Genomic DNA, 14,317 nt, shown 5'->3' with positions numbered 1-14,317 from the left:
CCATCAAGAATGTAAAAAGGCGTGCTAAGCACGCCCTTATGAGTGAGTAATAATTAGAACGATCCTTTCAACCCAACGTAAACATTGCGACCTTCTTGGCCATAGCCCAGTACGTTTTCGTATTTTTTATTGAATACGTTGTTAAGATTTGCATAAATCGTCAAGCTATCCGCTACTTTGTAGTTCACGCCTAAGTTTGCCAAGGTGTAAGATGGCAATTTTACTTTATGTGTGCTGTAAGTTGGTGAGTAGTAGGTATCCATACGTTTGCCTGTGTAAGATACATTTACATCCGCACCCAATTTTTCAGTGATTTGGTATGCTAAGCCCGCGTTCGCTAAATGTTTTGGACGACGTGCCAATTCAGCACCTTTACTATCTCGAGTTTGAGTGTAAGTGTAGTTTGCATAAGCAGTTAATGCATCGGTAACTTTACCGTTGTATGCTACTTCAACACCTTTCACTTTGCTCTTACCTTCAAGGTTCACTGCACGGCTTGCATAGGTAGTGAAGTTGATGACTTCGCTGCTAATCGCATTTTTCACGTTGCGAGCGAAATAAGTCGCATCAAGGCTGTGACGGTTATCATCTGTTTCAAATAAGAAACCAACATCACCGCCTAAACTTTTCTCTGGTTGCAAATTCGGGTTGCCGATATAGCGCGCGTTGTAGCCGTAATATTCAGTGATTGTCGGGTTTTGAATCGCTGAACCGAAACTTGCGTGGGCTTTCACATTATTGTGTAAACGGTAAGCGCCCGCGATACGGCCAGTCCATGAGTTTTCGTATTCAGAGCTGTCAGTGTAACGACCACTAATATTTAAGCTATGATCTGCATCGTGCAATAAGCGATATTCTGCCGCTAAGCTTTTCTCAACAAGTTTTTTATTACCTGCATTATTGAAATAAGACGAGTTGAAATCTGTTTTTTGATAGTCAGTTAAGAAGCTTAAACCTTGCGTGAGAGTGCCTTCACGATCGAAATTGACATCTAATTGATAGTTTGCGTTGAGTTTTTTCGCATCGTAAGCCGATGTATAGCCAACGGTATTGCTGTCAGTTTTGAGATGGCTTACACCAACCTTATGTTTAAGCAATTCATCATCGCTACCCAAGAAACCACTTAATTTGAACAAGGTGTCACGTGTGCGAGTGTAGTGGCCTTTTTCATCTGTTGCACTGTTATCAAAGTTAGCAGTTTGGCTGCTGTGAGAGGTTAAGAAATCAAAACCTTTTTGGTTATCGTCATAGCCGAAACGAAGAGAAGCATTATCACGGTGGAATTTATCGCGTTCGCTTGAACCACCGGTACTTACCGCTGTGCCATCTTGCGCAGTGTAGTTAAAGCGGTTTTTGCTGAGTGCTGAAATGCCTTTGGTATGGTGGCTGTCACCGTGTAAAGCGTAATAGAAACCATTATTTGAGCCTGAAAGGGTTAATGAACCATCTACTGTACGATTAGAGCCTGTGCCGAAATCGTAATCGACGTTGAAGGTTTTACCTTTTTCTAAGCCTTTCTTCGTGGTGATATAAATCACACCACCCATCGCATCACTTCCCCAAAGAGCGGATTGCTCCCCGCGCAATACTTCGATGCGGTCAATATTGCTTAATGCTAAGCCACCGAAATCAAAGCCATAACCAGAAACTGGGTTCACTTTCACGCCATCAATAATCACTGCAGTGTGGTTTGCATCCGCACCACGTAAGAATACATTAGTTAATGTGCCACGACCGCCTGAAGTACTCACGGCTAAACTCGGTACCGTTTTCAATACGTCACTGACATAAGTCGCACCACGTTGTGCAAAATCTTTTTCAGTTAAAACAGTAACAGATGAGGCGGTTTGATGAAGGCTAGTTGGCGTGGCTGATGCAGAATAGACGTTAATCACATCTAATTTTGCCACGTCTTCAGCCGCAGCTAATGCTGGAATCGCTAATAAAATCGCTGAAGTAATCACATTTTTTTTCATTTTAAAATCCCTAGGATAAAAGTCTGTATAAAAGCGCCAGCAGTTTACACATTTGAGGCTTGGCAAGCAAATCTCTCATGATGAAAATAACTCATCATGAAAATGAATGAAATTTAAGAGAAATAAAAAATTTAAGGATTTTTCTGACCGCACTTTTTCGCCTTTATCCGCCTTATAGTTTCAAGTATAATGCCTGTATTTTTCATCACATTGTTATTAAAAAAATTATGAGTACAAAATTCAACGTAAAAACATTCCAAGGCATGATTTTAGCCTTGCAAGAATATTGGGCAAATCAAGGCTGTACCGTTGTGCAACCTTTTGATATGGAAGTGGGCGCAGGGACTTCTCACCCAATGACTGCATTACGCGCATTAGGCCCTGAGCCGATGGCATTTGCTTATGTGCAACCTTCACGTCGTCCGACCGATGGTCGCTATGGCGAAAACCCAAACCGCTTACAACATTACTACCAATTCCAAGTGGTGATTAAACCGTCTCCAGATAACATTCAAGAACTCTATTTAGGTTCACTTGAAATGCTCGGTTTCGATCCAACACAAAACGACATTCGTTTTGTAGAAGATAACTGGGAAAACCCAACCTTAGGGGCGTGGGGTTTAGGCTGGGAAGTGTGGTTAAATGGTATGGAAGTCACCCAGTTTACCTATTTCCAACAAGTGGGTGGCTTAGAATGTAAACCCGTAACAGGTGAAGTAACTTACGGTTTAGAGCGTTTAGCCATGTACATCCAAGGCGTGGATTCTGTGTATGACTTAGTTTGGTCTGATGGCCTGCTTGGCAAAACCACTTACGGTGATGTGTTCCATCAAAACGAAGTTGAACAATCCACGTACAACTTTGAATATGCGGATACCGATTTCTTATTCTACTGCTTTGATCAATACGAAAAAGAAGCGAAAAGTTTATTAGAATTAGAACGTCCGTTACCATTACCGGCTTACGAGCGCATTTTAAAAGCGGCACACAGCTTCAACTTGTTAGATGCACGCAAAGCGATTTCGGTCACAGAGCGTCAACGCTATATTTTACGCATTCGAGCATTAACTAAAGGCGTGGCGGAAGCGTACTATGCGAGCCGTGAAGCCCTAGGTTTCCCTGGTTGTAAAAAATAAGGCAAAAAACGACCGCACTTTAAGCATTAACCCAATGATATAAGGAGAAAATGATGAAAGATTTTCAATACCCAGACGATATCTACACGGAACCAGAAATTGATCCTAATACGCTTGCGAATTTAGGCCCATTGGCTAGATTAGCGGGTGTTTGGGAAGGTAAGCGTGGTGTGGATATCAACCCGAAAGCAGAAGGACCAGAAAAAGATCCTTATATCGAACGTTACGAAGCTCATCCAACTGATGGTCAACCCAATGGTCCGCAACTCTATTATGGATTACGTTATCACACCCATATTGTAGAGCCAGGCGAAGTAGAAACCTTCCACGACCAAGTGGGTTATTGGTTATGGGAACCTGAAACAGGCAATATTTTATTAACAGGTAGCATTCCACGTGGTCAAACGTTTATTGCTGTCGGTAATGCACCGGCTGATGCGAAAGAGTTTACGGTAAAAGCGGTACGCGGTTCACTAACAAATGGCATTATTTCGAATCCGTTCTTAGAGCGTTCATTTACCACGGAAAGTTTTGAAATGACGGTGAAATTCCATGATGATGGCACTTGGTCATACGATCAAACCACCATTCTGATTATCCCGAATTATGATGCGCCATTTGAACATCGTGATCGTAACCGCTTAACCAAAATTGGCGAACCGAAATTGAACCCAACTGCGGCAGCAGAACAAGAAGGTGAATAATGAAACCCATTCTTTATTATGCGGCAGATTGCCCAGATACAGCGCCATTTGTCGCAGAGTTAAAACGCTTAGGCGTGGATTATGAGGCGGTGGAAGTATTATCTTCCATTCCAAACTTGAAACAATGGTTGCGTTTGCGTGATCGTCACGCCGCATTTGATGATGCAAAAGCACAAGGCTATGCAGGCTTTCCGGCATTATTGTTAGATGATGATCGTGTTATTTTAGATGAAGCCAAATTAAAAGAGATTTTTTAAAGTAATGAAGAAAGTCAGTTTTTTACAATTTTTATTTAAAATTGGCGATGACTATTTAATGTTTCTACGAAATTTAACGCCTGCAGTGTTATTTTTATCACTGGCATTATTTATGTTTTCTGAGCTAGATTGGGTACATTGGGGGTGGAGTGATGTACCAGTGCTGTTTTTATGCCTCGCTTCTGGATTTATTGCACTCAGCGTCATGGCAATCAATACTGTCGCTTTTGTACGCGAGATGCTGAAAACCTTAAGAACACTAAGCGGAGAGAGCGAACTTGATGAAAATATTGGTACGCTCGCATTATTTAAAATGCTCTGGGTGGAGAGCAACAGTAAACAACTAATCTTTTTTGCGGTAGTCAATATTGTTGCAGTATTTATGGTGTTAGTTTACGGCACCAAATATGCCTTGAATTTTTATAGCTCAATTTCAACATTAAATGATTAGGTATCGAATATGAAAAAAATAACCCTAAAATTCACCGCACTTTTGCTTGGCTCAGCTTTAGCAACTAGCGTGTTTGCAACAGAAAATGGCTCAAATTCCTCAACTTCTGATTATGAATTAGAGAAAGTATTGATTTTCAGCCGACACGGATTGCGTTCACCCGTGGAAAAAGATCCGCAAGAAATGGCGAAATATTCCCCTTATGAGTGGGCAAAATGGAATGTACCATCTGGCTATCTCACGGAAAAAGGGACAGTGCTAGAAACCTATTTCGGACAATATTTAGGTCAATGGCTTACAAATAAAGGGTTATTAACAACAGAACGTTGTGCATCGGGCGAAGGCATTTTCGCTTATGCAAATGGTGTTCAACGTACCATTGCAACAGGTCAGGCGATTGTTTCTGGCGCATTTGCAGGTTGTAATGTTCAATTACAACATCACGGTAAAATTGGTTCAGAAAAAGATCCGATTTTTAATACGCAGGCGCATAATCCAAGTCAAACCTTGATTGAATCTGCAAAAAATAACGTTGATTTAACCGCTTTACAGCAAAAATTAGCGCCAAATTATGCGCTATTAAGTGAAATCATCGATTATAAAAACTCACCAAATTGCTTACAAAAAGGCGAATGTGATTTAGGTGGAAAAGTCGGTGAATACAGTATTAAAGATGGCAAGTCAGTCAAAATTACTGGTTCTATCAGCAAAGGAAAGAAAATTGTCAGTGCATTATTGCTCGCTCATTATGTGGGTAAGCCTGATTCAGAAATCGCAAACGGCCGCGTGGATAGCCAAGAAAAATGGCGTGCGATTAACGAAATTAAAAACGAATATTACCGCACCTTATTTAAAAACAACGAAGCGCTAGCACAAAATGCCTCATACCCATTATTGGCATTTATTCAGCAACAGCTAAATAGTGAAAACAAAATTAACTTATTGGTTGGACACGATTCTAATATCGTCGCTCTGCTGGCAGCACTAGGTGTTGAGCCTTATGAATTGAATGATTCATTAGAAAATATCCCAATCGGTGGCAAGTTGCTATTTGAAGTGTGGAAACACAAACCAAGTGGCAAGCTCAAATTTAAGTTGGATTATGTGTATCAAACCACCGAACAGCTGATTAACATTACGCCATTAAGTTTAGCGACACCACCAAACCAAACAGCATTAACCCTCAAAGGTTGTGAAAAAGATGAACATGGTTTTTGTGATTATGAGCGGTTTCAACAGGTGTTGAGTGAGGGTATTGAAAACGGTAACCTATCAGGAAGTAAATAATTCTGATATTCATATCGCGGAGTATATGATGATGTTGCCAGGAAAAGAAGGGTTGGAGCAATGATTGCATTTAGCGGTGGAAAGGGAGATTTTTAACAAAACATTTTTTTTCAATATTTGAGACGCTCAGCGTCTCAAATATTGAAAATATGAATAAAATATAGGGTGTGTGAAACAAAGTTTCACGCACGATCAAATATCCCATCTTCGTGTGTGAATTCAACTAATTCGTGCATGATACTTATATCTAAAGGAAAGTTATGTTTGATTTAGAATCTAAAGAAAAAATACAATACGCTTTTATCTTAGTAACTGTAACTACGATTGCTATCTTTGTTTCAACAGCTATAAATTTAGACTGGTTATTTGGGCTAGCAGGATCAGCCGTATTTATATATTCCATATATTCCTTATTTATTAAGGATTGGAGTTTTATTTTAAGTTTAGTTTTTCCACTCATTATATCTTCATTCTTAGAAAAATTTTTAGAAAATGATTTTATATATGCTTTTTTAGATAATAGTGATATAGGTTATCGTAGTTTTCATAATTTTACTATCGTATTGCCTACAATTTGGATATGGTTTATATCCTATAAATGGATCTTGAAAAAGAAAGCTGACCAGATAGAATCTAAAAAAGCATTGGAAATACTAGATAAAGTATTGATAAATAAGGTTGCAAACTCAAAAGGTAAAGTTGAAAAAATTTATATCGATCTAGAACCTAAATATGAAAGAGCTTTTTATGAAGTTGCGCCAAATTTATTTATTGGTATGACAAAACTTATAGATAATATAATAGTAAATACAAAAGAACCGGGATTCTATGGATATGAATATGCGGTGAGAATATTTCGTATAGGTAATGAAGAAAAATTTAGTTGGTATTTAAATCGATAAATTAAAATACTAATTCTATTACTAAAGTGCAATCTTGTTGCACCCTACCAGAGAGACAAAAATGACAACCCAAAACTTCCTTGTGGAAATCGGCACAGAAGAGCTGCCACCAAAAGCTCTCAAAACCTTAGCAACCTCTTTTGCGGATAACGTTGAGGCGGAATTAAACCAAGCAGGTTTAACTTTTGACAAAATCGAATGGTTTGCGGCACCGCGTCGTTTGGCGGTGAAAGTGTTGAACTTAGCCACACAACAGCCAAGCAAGGAAATCGAAAAACGTGGGCCAGCAGTGTCAGCAGCCTTTGATGCGGAAGGTAAACCAACTAAAGCGGCAGAAGGCTGGGCGCGAGGTTGTGGCATTACCGTTGAGCAAGCAGAACGCATTGCGACTGATAAAGGTGAATGGTTAGTTCACCGTGCAAAAATTGAAGGTCAGCCAACCAAAAACTTACTAAACGACATTGTGGCCAATGCGTTGGCGAAATTGCCAATTCCAAAGCCAATGCGTTGGGCTGATAAAACCGTACAATTTATCCGCCCGGTTCATACTGTGACTATGTTGTTAGGTGATGAGTTAATCGAAGGTGAAATTTTAGGTGTAGCTAGTGCACGTACTATTCGCGGTCACCGTTTCTTAGGTGAGAAAGAATTTGAAATTCAACATGCTGACCAATATCCGCAATTATTACGTGAAAAAGGTTCTGTAGTGGCTGATTTCAACGAGCGTAAAGCAGAAATTCTTGCAAAATCTCAAGCAAAAGCGACCGCACTTGGCGGCGTGGCTGATATTGAAGAAAGCTTGCTTGAAGAAGTGACTTCGTTGGTGGAATATCCAAACGTATTAGCGGCAAAATTTGAAGAGCGTTTCTTAGCTGTGCCTGCGGAAGCCTTGGTTTACACTATGAAAGGCGACCAAAAATATTTCCCAATTTATGACAAAGACGGCAAATTATTACCGCACTTTATTTTTGTCTCGAACATCAACCCAGAAGATCCAACCGCGATTATCGAGGGGAATGAAAAAGTGGTTCGTCCACGTTTAACCGATGCGGAATTCTTCTTCAAAACCGACTTAAAACAAAAACTGGTAGATCGTTTACCACGCTTAGAAACCGTGTTGTTCCAACAACAGCTTGGTACATTGAAAGACAAAACAGACCGCATTGAGCAACTTGCAGGCGAAATTGCAAAACAAATTGGTGCAGATGAAGCGAAAGCAAAACGTGCGGGTTTACTGTCAAAATGTGACTTAATGACCAACATGGTATTTGAATTCACCGATACGCAAGGCGTAATGGGTATGCATTACGCTCGTCATGACGGTGAAGATGAAGAAGTCGCAGTCGCATTAAATGAGCAATATATGCCACGCTTTGCGGGGGATGAATTACCAAAATCTTTGGTGGCAAGTTCGGTCGCTTTAGCGGATAAATTTGACACCTTGACGGGTATCTTTGGTATCGGGCAAGCGCCGAAAGGCAGTGCAGACCCGTTCGCATTACGTCGTGCGGCATTAGGTGCGTTACGTATTATCGTAGAGAATAACTTGCCGCTGGATTTAGAAGATTTAGTGAAAAAATCAGCCGCACTTTTCGGTGATAAACTCACCAATCAAAATGTGGTTGCTGATGTAGTGGACTTTATACTTGGTCGTTTCCGTGCATGGTATCAAGATGAAGGCATTGCAGTGGATGTGATTCAAGCGGTATTGGCGCGTCGTCCAACTCGTCCTGCTGATTTTGATGCGCGCGTGCGTGCGGTTTCACACTTTCGTACATTAGATTCAGCGGAAGCGTTAGCAGCAGCAAATAAACGTGTCAGCAACATCTTAGCCAAAGCGGATGCTGCAATCGGCGAGATCAATTTGACCGCTTGCGTAGAGCCTGCAGAAAAATCCCTAGCTGAAGCCGTACTTGCATTACGCACTGAAGTACAACCGCTTATCGCACAAGGCGATTACACCGCAGTATTAGATAAATTAGCGAACTTACGCGCCCCAGTAGACAGTTTCTTTGATAACGTAATGGTAAATGCTGAAGACCCAGCATTACGTCAAAATCGCTTAGCGATTTTAAATACGTTACGAGGGTTATTCTTACAAGTAGCTGATATTTCCGTGCTTCAATAATGATAAAAAGGGGTGGTCGATTTTTCATCAATCATCCCTTCTTTTATAGACTTCAAGTGATTATTTCTCTATAATCACCCGCACTTTCCCCCCTTAGCTCAGTCGGTTAGAGCAGGCGACTCATAATCGCTTGGTCACTGGTTCAAGTCCGGTAGGGGGGACCATTCTCAGAGATCGCATTAGGCGGTCTTTTTTATTGCCTTTTTCTACTGCGTTTTTAGGCGTTATATCCTTTCAATAATTCAGCCCAATTTTCTTCATGGAATTGAATATTCATTCTACCGACTTCTTTGACAAAAGAGCGGTGTAATCTTTCCAGGTTGCCTTGTTTCCAAAAGTCCCCTGATTTTTGATCGCACTTATCGAAATCAATAAGCCAACATTTTTGTTCATTTTCGAGTTGTTGAACGAGAATATTATGGGCATTGAGATCCGTATGGCAAATTTGCAAATCATGCAGCTGATGAATTAATTTACCAATGGCTTGCCAGATATCATTCGGCAGGTTCTGGGTTTGCAAAAGTGCGGTCAGATCTTGGGCATTTTCGATCTTTTCAATCAAGATATCCGCTTGGTAGCAAATTCCTAATTTGCCTTTTTTAACACGTGCAGCAATCGGTTTGGGTACGGCTAAACCTGCTTGATGGAGTTGATTTAAAAGTTGAAATTCTACCACGCTACGAGTTTCACTAAATGATTGAAAACGATAGCGATCTTTGTTGAATTTTCCCCATAACCCCCCGCGATAATAATGACGAAGTGCAGTGTTTACACCAAACAGATCTTTTGTATTCAGGAAATAGGTTGTGCCGCGTCCTTTGGCTGAACCGGTAATACGTTGTTGTTTTTCCCAAAAAGCCGACTCAAAAAATGAAGCGGGCTCCGTTGGTTTTTCCGTGAGATGAAAAAGAAAGAATTGATTATCTTGTTGGAATTCAAGCATTTTAGTTGAACCGAATAATAGAAAATGCTCTCATTCTACTTTAAAATAGACGGAAATTAAATGCGCGAGGAACTCAAATGTCCCATTCTCCACTTTTTACCTCTCCCCCTAAATCACTTTGTATTTTGCGTTTGTCTGCGGTGGGTGATGTTTGCCATGCACTTGCAGTGGTACAACATATTCAACGTTATTGGCCGCAAACAAAATTAACGTGGATTGTGGGTAAAACAGAAATGGGCTTGCTTTCTGGTATTGAAGGCGTGGAACTGGTTCCTTACGATAAAAAGAGCGGTTGGAAAGGCGTATGGAATTTATGGATGTTTTTGAAAAATAATCAATTTGATGCGCTTTTGAATATGCAGACGGCATTTCGTGCTTCTATTATCTCTCTTGGTATTCAAGCGAAATATAAAATTGGGTTTGGCAAAAAACGTTCTCGAGAAGGGCAGTGGTTGTTTGTGAATCGTCGAGTTCAAGATCCCGACACCCCTCATGTACTAGATGGTTTTATGGCTTTTGCAGATTATCTTGGTGTACCACTGGCAGAGATACTTTCTTGGCACTTGGCAATTTCTGATTCAGATCGAGAATATGCCAAACAGTTTCTTGAGCCAACGCGTAAAAATCTGATTATTTCTCCTTGCTCTAGTAAAGCCGAGAAAGATTGGGTGGTGGAGCGTTATGCGGAAGTGGCAAATCTTGCTCATCAACATCATGTGAATGTGATTTTTTGTAGCTCGCCGGCAAAACGCGAATTAGAAATGGTGAAAAAAATTATCGCACTTTGTGATTTTGAACCGGTTGATGCCTCAGGAAAAACCAGTTTGAAACAACTTGCTGCATTAATTCATCAAGCAAATTTAGTCATCTCGCCCGATTCAGGCCCAGCCCATATTGCTACTACTCAAGGTACGCCAGTGATTGGATTGTATGCTTATCATAATCCGTTACGTACCGCACCTTATTATAATCTGGATAATGTAGTGTCGGTATATGAAGAAAATGTGCAAAAAGAACAAGGAAAACCTTCAAGTGAATTGCCTTGGGCAACCAAATTAAAAGGTAAAAATTTAATGGCTGAAATTCAGGTAGAGCAAGTGGTCGCTCAGATGAGAGCATTGAATTTATTTTAAAGTGCGGTCAATTTTAGAGATAAAAAAAGCCCTCAAATGAGGGCTAAAAGAATCATAAAGTTCCTAGCGAATTATTCGCCTTTTTGTGCGTTGTAAGCTTCTAATGCACGAAGAGAGTAGGTGTAAGCTGCACCAGCATTTAATGCGATAGACATCGCTAATGCTGCTGCCACTTCTTCTTCAGTTGCACCTGCTTTCACCGCTTCATCAGCGTGCACACCAATGCAGCTTTCACAACGAGTTGTTACGGCAACTGCTAATGCAATTAATTCACGGGTTTTGGCATCTAATACGTTACCTTCTGCTGCAGCCGCACCTAATGCGCCGTAAGCTTGTAACATTTTAGGGTATTTTTTACCTAATGCACCGAATGATTTTTTAACGTGTGCTACATCATTTTTCCAATCTGCAAACATGGTTTTTCTCCTTAAATTTAGTACAAATTTCGAGAGGAATTATAAGCAGATTAGCGTATGATACTTGTCAAATTGTCTTAACTTTTAGACGGAAAATCTCACAATGGATTATTTAGATAAATTAACTCAGCTGGCGCAAGTGCGTGGGGAAATTAATATTCGTTGCTTGTTTCAAGGGGATTGGCAAGTTGAACATCAGCCTGATGTGGCGGAGTATCAAGGTTTATTTCATTTAATCGAGCAAGGTGAGTGCTGGGTAACCTTTGCAGAAAAACAGTTTCATTTGAAAAAAGGTGATCTCTTTTTTCTCCCTCAAAATCGACCGCACTTTTTGGGCAGTTCTCAACAAAAAAAAGAGAATAGCCTACAGAGAGCGCAATCAAATGCACTTTTTAATGTCCATCAAATAGGTGCAGGTACGCCCGATCTGAAGATGTTTTGTGGAACGTTTTATTATCAAAAACCGTCATTATTGATTAATTCATTACCAGACTATTTGCATCTTTCGCTACAAAATACGCCTGTACAGCCCTTGGTTTCACTTTTTTTACAAGAAGCCGAGAAACCGGAGCAAGGCACAAAATCGGTGATTGATGCATTATCAAACGTATTGTTTATTTATATTTTGCGTCATGCTCAGCAAATAGGTTTGCTCAATCAAGGCTTATTAGCCGCGTTGCAGGATAAAAGGCTGAATCAAGTCCTTGAAAAAATCCTGTTTTCACCTCAATTAGATTGGAATATTGAGCAATTAGCAGAGTTGGCATCCATGTCTCGTGCGACCTTTATGCGGATCTTTCAACAGCAATTAGGGATGCCTCCAGGAAAATTTCTCACACAAGTGCGGTTAGAAATGGCGGCTGTTTTATTGAAAAATACGCAAAAGACTATTTTAGCGATTGCCCTTGAAGTGGGGTATCAATCAGAAGCACATTTTAGTAAGGCGTTTAAAGCAATTTATGGGCTTTCACCGAGCCAATTTCGCAAAAACTAGCCCATCGTTTAAAACTTGCGTTATAATGACCGCACTTTAGGCGGCTCTGTCGCCTTTAATTTTTTAAGGTATTGTTATGTTTAATAAAATATTTTCATGGTTTGAAAACCGTTTAAATCCTTATCCGGAAAGTAATCCAACGACGCCTGAAAAAGGCTTGTTCCGTTTTATTTGGTCAAGCATTGACGGCATGAAAGGCTGGATCTTTTTACTTGCGGTATTGACGGTCGGTACCGGTGTGATGGAAGCCTTACTTTTCCAATTTATGGGATTATTGGTGGATTGGCTGGGTGCTTATTCACCAACTACACTTTGGCAAGAAAAAGGGCACTTGCTTGCTGGCATGGCTGCCTTACTTATTTTCAGTATTGTATGGTCATTTGTTGGCGTGAATGTGCGCTTACAAACGCTGCAAGGGGTGTTTCCAATGCGTTTGCGTTGGAATTTCCACCGTTTGATGCTGGGACAAAGCTTAAGTTTCTACCAAGATGAATTTGCAGGTCGTGTATCGGCAAAAGTGATGCAAACTGCCCTTGCGGTACGTGATACGGTGATGACCATAGCAGATATGTTAGTGTATGTTGCCGTATATTTTATTACTTCTGGCTTAGTGCTTGCGGCTTTAGATACCTGGTTTTTAGTGCCGTTTTTCTTATGGATTGTGGCATTTGTGACTATTTTACGTCTGCTTATTCCTCGTTTAGCCAAAACCGCACAACGACAAGCTGATGCGCGCTCTTTAATGACAGGACGTATTACGGATGCTTACTCAAATATTGCAACGGTGAAACTATTTTCACATGATGCGAGAGAAGCGAATTATGCAAAACGTTCCATGGAAGAATTTATGGTCACCGTGCATGCACAGATGCGTTTGGCGAGTTCATTAGATACCTTAACTTACGCAACCAATATTTTCTTAACGTTAAGCACCGCGATTTTAGGCGTGGTGTTGTGGCAAAACGGCCAAGTCGGTGTGGGAGCAGTGGCTACAGCAACTGCGATGGCATTACGTGTAAATGGTCTTTCTCGTTGGATTATGTGGGAATCAGCGCGTTTATTTGAAAATATCGGGACAGTGAATGATGGTATGGCAACGCTAACCAAACCGCATACTATTGTTGATAAGCCAAATTGTGTTCCATTAGAAGTAAAACAAGGTGATATCAAATTTAACAATGTTTCGTTTGCCTATGATCCAAATAAACCGTTGCTTAACCATTTTAATCTCACCATCAAACCGGGTGAAAAAGTGGGCTTAATTGGTCGTTCTGGTGCAGGTAAATCAACCATTGTGAATTTACTTCTACGTTTCTACGAAGCGCAAGAAGGTTCAATTACCATTGATGGTCAAAATATTTTAGATGTAAGCCAAGAAAGCCTTCGTCGTCAGATTGGTCTTGTAACACAAGATACCTCGCTTTTACACCGCTCTGTTCGCGATAACATCATTTATGGTCGCCCAACCGCGACAGATGAAGAAATGATCAATGCGGCTAAACGTGCGGAAGCGGCAGATTTCATCCCTTATCTCAGCGATGCGCAAGGTAGAAAAGGCTATGATGCCCATGTTGGTGAACGCGGGGTGAAACTGTCGGGTGGACAACGCCAACGAATTGCGATTGCGCGTGTCATGTTAAAAGATGCACCAATTTTACTGTTGGATGAAGCGACCAGTGCACTAGACTCCGAAGTGGAAGTGGCGATTCAAGAAAGTCTCGACAAGATGATGGAAAATAAAACAGTTATTGCCATCGCTCACCGTTTATCCACTATTGCGGCAATGGATCGTTTAATTGTGTTAGATAAAGGACAAATTGTCGAGCAAGGGACTCACGCAGAGTTGCTCGAACAAAATGGCCTTTATGCTCGACTTTGGAAACACCAAAGTGGTGGCTTCTTGAGTGAGCATGCCGAGTAAAACACAGGAAAAAATGACCGCACTTTGCAAAGGTGTAAATCTTGAGAGAGTTTAGATAGAGATTGAACT

The 14,317-nt window shown here is 40.7% G+C and carries 13 protein-coding genes and 1 tRNA gene; 11 read left to right on the top strand and 3 right to left on the bottom strand.

Annotation, left to right across the window (positions count from 1 at the left end):
• Nucleotides 1-53: 53 nt before the first annotated feature.
• Nucleotides 54-1,976, bottom strand: a complete 1,923-nt coding sequence (locus ACXVWP_RS04095) for a TonB-dependent receptor plug domain-containing protein (protein WP_369866732.1) — start codon at nucleotides 1,974-1,976, stop codon at nucleotides 54-56.
• 227 nt (nucleotides 1,977-2,203) lie between these two features.
• On the opposite strand from ACXVWP_RS04095, the gene glyQ reads away from it, so the two are divergent.
• The 8 genes from glyQ to ACXVWP_RS04055 all read left to right on the top strand — a co-directional run bounded on the left by glyQ (nucleotide 2,204) and on the right by ACXVWP_RS04055 (nucleotide 9,005).
• The gene (glyQ, locus tag ACXVWP_RS04090; RefSeq protein ID WP_297569362.1) at nucleotides 2,204-3,112 is read left to right on the top strand and encodes a glycine--tRNA ligase subunit alpha; all 909 of its coding nucleotides are present in this window, start codon (nucleotides 2,204-2,206) and stop codon (nucleotides 3,110-3,112) included.
• Between the two features lie 53 nt (nucleotides 3,113-3,165).
• Nucleotides 3,166-3,816: an FABP family protein gene (locus tag ACXVWP_RS04085; RefSeq protein WP_297569365.1), complete on the top strand. Its 651-nt coding sequence runs from the start codon at nucleotides 3,166-3,168 to the stop codon at nucleotides 3,814-3,816.
• Nucleotides 3,816-4,073 carry a hypothetical protein gene (locus ACXVWP_RS04080; protein ID WP_049357988.1) on the top strand — a complete coding sequence of 86 codons (258 nt, stop codon included), beginning with the start codon at nucleotides 3,816-3,818 and terminating at the stop codon, nucleotides 4,071-4,073. The genes ACXVWP_RS04085 and ACXVWP_RS04080 overlap by 1 nt, the downstream gene beginning before the upstream one ends.
• Nucleotides 4,074-4,077: 4 nt before the next feature.
• Entirely contained in the window at nucleotides 4,078-4,524 is a 447-nt protein-coding gene (locus ACXVWP_RS04075; protein ID WP_046939701.1) for a hypothetical protein, read from the top strand.
• Between the two features lie 9 nt (nucleotides 4,525-4,533).
• Nucleotides 4,534-5,811, top strand: coding sequence for a histidine-type phosphatase (locus ACXVWP_RS04070; RefSeq protein ID WP_140523970.1), 1,278 nt, complete (start codon nucleotides 4,534-4,536; stop codon nucleotides 5,809-5,811).
• Nucleotides 5,812-6,071: 260 nt separating this feature from the next.
• Complete coding sequence (locus tag ACXVWP_RS04065) at nucleotides 6,072-6,713, top strand: hypothetical protein (RefSeq protein WP_118861610.1); 642 nt, start codon at nucleotides 6,072-6,074, stop codon at nucleotides 6,711-6,713.
• Between the two features lie 61 nt (nucleotides 6,714-6,774).
• Entirely contained in the window at nucleotides 6,775-8,841 is a 2,067-nt protein-coding gene (gene glyS / locus ACXVWP_RS04060) for a glycine--tRNA ligase subunit beta (protein ID WP_297569376.1), read from the top strand.
• Nucleotides 8,842-8,928: 87 nt separating this feature from the next.
• A tRNA-Ile gene (locus ACXVWP_RS04055) sits at nucleotides 8,929-9,005 on the top strand.
• 53 nt (nucleotides 9,006-9,058) lie between these two features.
• On the opposite strand, the gene ACXVWP_RS04050 is transcribed toward ACXVWP_RS04055, so the two are convergent.
• Nucleotides 9,059-9,784 (bottom strand): 3-deoxy-D-manno-octulosonic acid kinase, encoded by a 726-nt coding sequence (locus ACXVWP_RS04050; RefSeq protein WP_297569379.1) that lies wholly within the window; start codon nucleotides 9,782-9,784, stop codon nucleotides 9,059-9,061.
• Between the two features lie 77 nt (nucleotides 9,785-9,861).
• On the opposite strand from ACXVWP_RS04050, the gene ACXVWP_RS04045 reads away from it, so the two are divergent.
• A complete protein-coding gene (locus ACXVWP_RS04045) occupies nucleotides 9,862-10,917 on the top strand; it encodes a glycosyltransferase family 9 protein (RefSeq protein WP_297569381.1) in 1,056 nt (351 codons plus the stop codon).
• Between the two features lie 71 nt (nucleotides 10,918-10,988).
• On the opposite strand, the gene ACXVWP_RS04040 is transcribed toward ACXVWP_RS04045, so the two are convergent.
• Nucleotides 10,989-11,333, bottom strand: coding sequence for a carboxymuconolactone decarboxylase family protein (locus ACXVWP_RS04040; protein WP_005698020.1), 345 nt, complete (start codon nucleotides 11,331-11,333; stop codon nucleotides 10,989-10,991).
• A gap of 103 nt (nucleotides 11,334-11,436) precedes the next feature.
• Between ACXVWP_RS04040 and ACXVWP_RS04035 the strand changes: the two genes are divergently transcribed.
• Together ACXVWP_RS04035 and ACXVWP_RS04030 are read left to right on the top strand one after the other, a co-directional pair.
• A complete protein-coding gene (locus ACXVWP_RS04035; RefSeq protein WP_289902221.1) occupies nucleotides 11,437-12,327 on the top strand; it encodes an AraC family transcriptional regulator in 891 nt (296 codons plus the stop codon).
• A 76-nt stretch (nucleotides 12,328-12,403) separates the two neighbouring features.
• Nucleotides 12,404-14,248, top strand: a complete 1,845-nt coding sequence (locus ACXVWP_RS04030; protein ID WP_289902222.1) for an ABC transporter ATP-binding protein — start codon at nucleotides 12,404-12,406, stop codon at nucleotides 14,246-14,248.
• Nucleotides 14,249-14,317 lie beyond the last annotated feature (69 nt).

The organism is Haemophilus sp. SZY H56 (assembly GCF_054332415.1).
Note: the sequence above shows the minus strand (reverse complement) of the source record. Positions and strands in the feature narration are given on the sequence as shown.

Bases quoted from the DNA above. Each gene is read 5' to 3' on its own strand.
- ACXVWP_RS04095 (WP_369866732.1), bottom strand. From the start codon at position 1,976: ATGAAAAAAAATGTGATTACTTCAGCGATTTTATTAGCGATTCCAGCA.
- glyS (WP_297569376.1), top strand. From the start codon at position 6,775: ATGACAACCCAAAACTTCCTTGTGGAAATCGGCACAGAAGAGCTGCCA.
- ACXVWP_RS04070 (WP_140523970.1), top strand. From the start codon at position 4,534: ATGAAAAAAATAACCCTAAAATTCACCGCACTTTTGCTTGGCTCAGCT.
- ACXVWP_RS04030 (WP_289902222.1), top strand. From the start codon at position 12,404: ATGTTTAATAAAATATTTTCATGGTTTGAAAACCGTTTAAATCCTTAT.
- ACXVWP_RS04080 (WP_049357988.1), top strand. From the start codon at position 3,816: ATGAAACCCATTCTTTATTATGCGGCAGATTGCCCAGATACAGCGCCA.
- ACXVWP_RS04040 (WP_005698020.1), bottom strand. From the start codon at position 11,333: ATGTTTGCAGATTGGAAAAATGATGTAGCACACGTTAAAAAATCATTC.
- ACXVWP_RS04075 (WP_046939701.1), top strand. From the start codon at position 4,078: ATGAAGAAAGTCAGTTTTTTACAATTTTTATTTAAAATTGGCGATGAC.
- ACXVWP_RS04050 (WP_297569379.1), bottom strand. From the start codon at position 9,784: ATGCTTGAATTCCAACAAGATAATCAATTCTTTCTTTTTCATCTCACG.
- ACXVWP_RS04065 (WP_118861610.1), top strand. From the start codon at position 6,072: ATGTTTGATTTAGAATCTAAAGAAAAAATACAATACGCTTTTATCTTA.
- ACXVWP_RS04045 (WP_297569381.1), top strand. From the start codon at position 9,862: ATGTCCCATTCTCCACTTTTTACCTCTCCCCCTAAATCACTTTGTATT.
- ACXVWP_RS04035 (WP_289902221.1), top strand. From the start codon at position 11,437: ATGGATTATTTAGATAAATTAACTCAGCTGGCGCAAGTGCGTGGGGAA.
- ACXVWP_RS04085 (WP_297569365.1), top strand. From the start codon at position 3,166: ATGAAAGATTTTCAATACCCAGACGATATCTACACGGAACCAGAAATT.
- glyQ (WP_297569362.1), top strand. From the start codon at position 2,204: ATGAGTACAAAATTCAACGTAAAAACATTCCAAGGCATGATTTTAGCC.